This window comes from Brachybacterium nesterenkovii (assembly GCF_900163655.1).
Lineage (GTDB): Bacteria > Actinomycetota > Actinomycetes > Actinomycetales > Dermabacteraceae > Brachybacterium > Brachybacterium nesterenkovii.
In genome coordinates, this window is record NZ_FWFG01000088.1 from 1 (window position 1) to 2,925 (window position 2,925).

Consider the following 2,925-nt stretch of genomic DNA (forward strand, 5'->3'; position numbering starts at 1 on the left):
TTCGATCCCGACACCGCCGCGCCGTCAGCTTCTACACCCTCATCTGCGAAGAGCCCCGAAAGTACCGCGGTCCGAAACTATCTGATGCGCATCTTCTACAATGAGGATGCGCGTATGCACATGCATACGCACACGCACACTCCTTGGACGCCGTAGCGAGCTTCCGGGCAGACGGTCGCAGACGTCGTCCCCCTGGCTCGTTTCCCCGCCCATCAAAAAATGAACGACCGCGGACTAGCTCGGATCAAGGCGACATCCCCTCAGCATCATGACGCGCTTGTGATGCAACTGAATATAGGAAGCTTAGAGATGACGCAACCAGGACAGACCACCACGACTTCGCACGAAGCGATCGATGCGTTCAAGAGAATCGTCGGCGACGAACATGTACTGACCTCTGAGCGTGCCACGATGCCATTCAGCAAAGGCTATCGATTCGGCGGAGGACCAGTCTTCGCCGTGGTGCGCCCCGGCACGCTGGTCGAGATGTGGCGGGCGCTGCAGGTATCCGTCGACAACAACCTCATCGTCATCCCGCAGGCATCGAACACGGGCCTGACTGGTGGATCCGGCCCCGGCTTCCAAGACTACGATCGCCCCATTGTGATCATCTCGACTCACCGCATCGATGAGGTGCACCTCATCAACGACGCGCGCGAGGCGATCTCGCTCGCGGGCACCCCGCTGACACACCTGACCGACGCGCTCGCCAAGCACCAGCGCGAGCCGCACTCGGTGATCGGGTCGACATCAATCGGCGCCTCGGTCATCGGCGGCATCGCGAACAACTCGGGCGGCAGCCAGATTCGCAAGGGTCCGGCATTCACGCGCGAAGCGATCTTCGCCCGCGTCAACGACGACGGCAAGGTCGAGCTGGTCAATCACCTGGGCATCTCGCTCGGAGACGACCCTGAGGTCGCACTCGACCGTCTACAGCGCGGCGAGTGGTCTCCCGAGGATGTCACCCCAGCTCCCGAAGACTCGAACGAGACCGAGTACGCCGAGCACTTGCGCAAGATCGTGCCTTCGCCTGCTCGCTACAATGCGAACCCCGAGTACCTGTTCGAGGCTTCCGGCTCGGCCGGCAAGCTGATGGTGTTCGCGGTGCGCACCCGCACCTTCCCTCGCGAAGTGCACCCGACCGTGTTTTACATCGGCACGAACAACACGCACGAGCTCGAAGAGATCCGTCGGTTGTTCCTCGAAGCCGACATGCCGCTGCCTATCTCTGGTGAGTACATGGGCCGCAGTGCCTTCGACTTGGCCGAGAAGTACGGCAAAGACACCTTCGTCTTCCTGAAGTTCATGAGTCCAGCGCTGCAGACGCGCATGTTCTCGTTCAAGACGTGGGCCAACGGCTTGTTCTCGAAGATTCCCGGCATTGGTCCGACCTTCGCCGACACGGTATCGCAAGCCATGTTCAGCGTGCTGCCCAACCAGCTGCCCAAGCGCATGATGGAGTACCGCAACCGTTTCGAGCATCACCTGCTGCTCACCGTCAGCGAGTCGCAGAAGGCCGCGAGCGAGAAGATGCTCAAGGAGTTCTTCGCAGAGCCCGAGCACACTGGTGAGTTCTTCATCTGCACGTCTGATGAAGAAAAGAGCGCGTCGCTCAACCGGTTCGGCGCGGCCAGTGCCGCCACTCGCTACGCCGCGTTGAAGCGCCGGCACATCGCAGGGCTCATCCCCATCGATGTGGCCCTGCGTCGCGACGATTGGAACTGGCTCGAGGTGCTGCCGGAGGAGATCGACGACCAGCTTGAGGTCAAGGCGTATTACGGGCACTTCTTCTGCCATGTGATGCACCAGGACTATGTCGCCAAGCAGGGCGTGGATCCCGAGGCGCTGCACGACCGCATCCAGCACCTGCTGGAGGAGCGCGGCGCGAAGCTGCCCGCCGAGCACAACTACGGTCGCATCTACAAGCTGCCGGAGTCCATGGAAGAGCACTTCAAGGAGCTCGATCCGACGAATACGTTCAACGCCGGTATCGGCGGTACGTCGCCGCACAAGGACTGGGCCTAAGTCCCCAAGGTAGCGCGACGCCGTGAGAGCCTGAGCGATGTCTTATCCATCTCGGGTGGACCTAGGGCTCGACTCCCTAGGTCCACCGGGACGGATGAGTCGAGACATCGGTCAGAGGCTGGGCAGGCCATAGAATCGCGTGGCGGCGAGGGCCGCGCCCGGTCCGAGAACGGGTCATCGCCTCACGCCGTCAGCTGACCCGCGACGGCCGGCACACCGGCGAAATCCTCGCCACCGGCCACATCGACGAGCCCGGAGGCTATTGCTGAAACACATTGCCTGAACATATTGGTGGAGCTGAAGGTGTGTAGGTTCAGGACATCGTTCATAGGTGAGTCGGGACATCGTTCATAGTGGTCCGTGACGATGAGGGATGTCTAAAGCGCGTCTGATTGTTCTGGCCGTCACGCAGCGGCAGCAAACGCAGGCCGAGGTCGCCCGCCGCTACCGGGTGTCCTGGCGATGGGTCCACGAACTGATCCGACGATACGAACAGGGCGGTTGGGACGCGATCGAGCCCCGAAGTCGGCGCCCCCGCAGCAACAGTGCCGCCACCGCCGAACCCGTGCGAGCCCGCATCCTGGCCCTGCGTCGCGTCCTCACGGACTCCGGACTGGACGCTGGCCCGGTCACCATCGCCTGGCACCTCGAACACGAACACCCGCGCGCCCCGTCGACCTCCACGATCCGCCGGATCCTGCACAAAGCAGACCTGATCACCCCAGAACCGAAGAAGCGCCCCAAAAGCAGCATCCACCGGTTCGAAGCAGACCAACCCAGCGAAACCGGCTCATCCGAATCCAGGGTGTAGTCGGGGTCTGAACCCGCCGGTCTCGAGCAGGGATCTGGCGGCTGGCCGGGTGCCGGGACTACTGGTCCAAGTACGAGCACCCCTTCCAC

The 2,925-nt window shown here is 62.5% G+C and carries 2 protein-coding genes and 1 pseudogene; 2 read left to right on the forward strand and 1 reads right to left on the reverse strand.

Features of this window, described 5'->3' with window-relative positions; translation table 11 throughout:
* Positions 1-309 precede the first annotated feature (309 nt).
* On the forward strand, positions 310-2,025 hold the full coding sequence (gene dld, locus FM110_RS10025) for a D-lactate dehydrogenase (protein ID WP_013161533.1): 1,716 nt from the start codon (positions 310-312) through the stop codon (positions 2,023-2,025).
* Positions 2,026-2,207: 182 nt separating this feature from the next.
* Here dld and FM110_RS14315 read toward each other — a convergent pair whose 3' ends face one another.
* Positions 2,208-2,354, reverse strand: coding sequence for a hypothetical protein (locus FM110_RS14315; protein WP_006822818.1), 147 nt, complete (start codon positions 2,352-2,354; stop codon positions 2,208-2,210).
* 44 nt (positions 2,355-2,398) lie between these two features.
* Here FM110_RS14315 and FM110_RS10030 point away from each other — a divergent pair.
* Positions 2,399-2,824: pseudogene (locus tag FM110_RS10030) on the forward strand (helix-turn-helix domain-containing protein); the annotation flags it as partial.
* Positions 2,825-2,925: the final 101 nt, after the last annotated feature.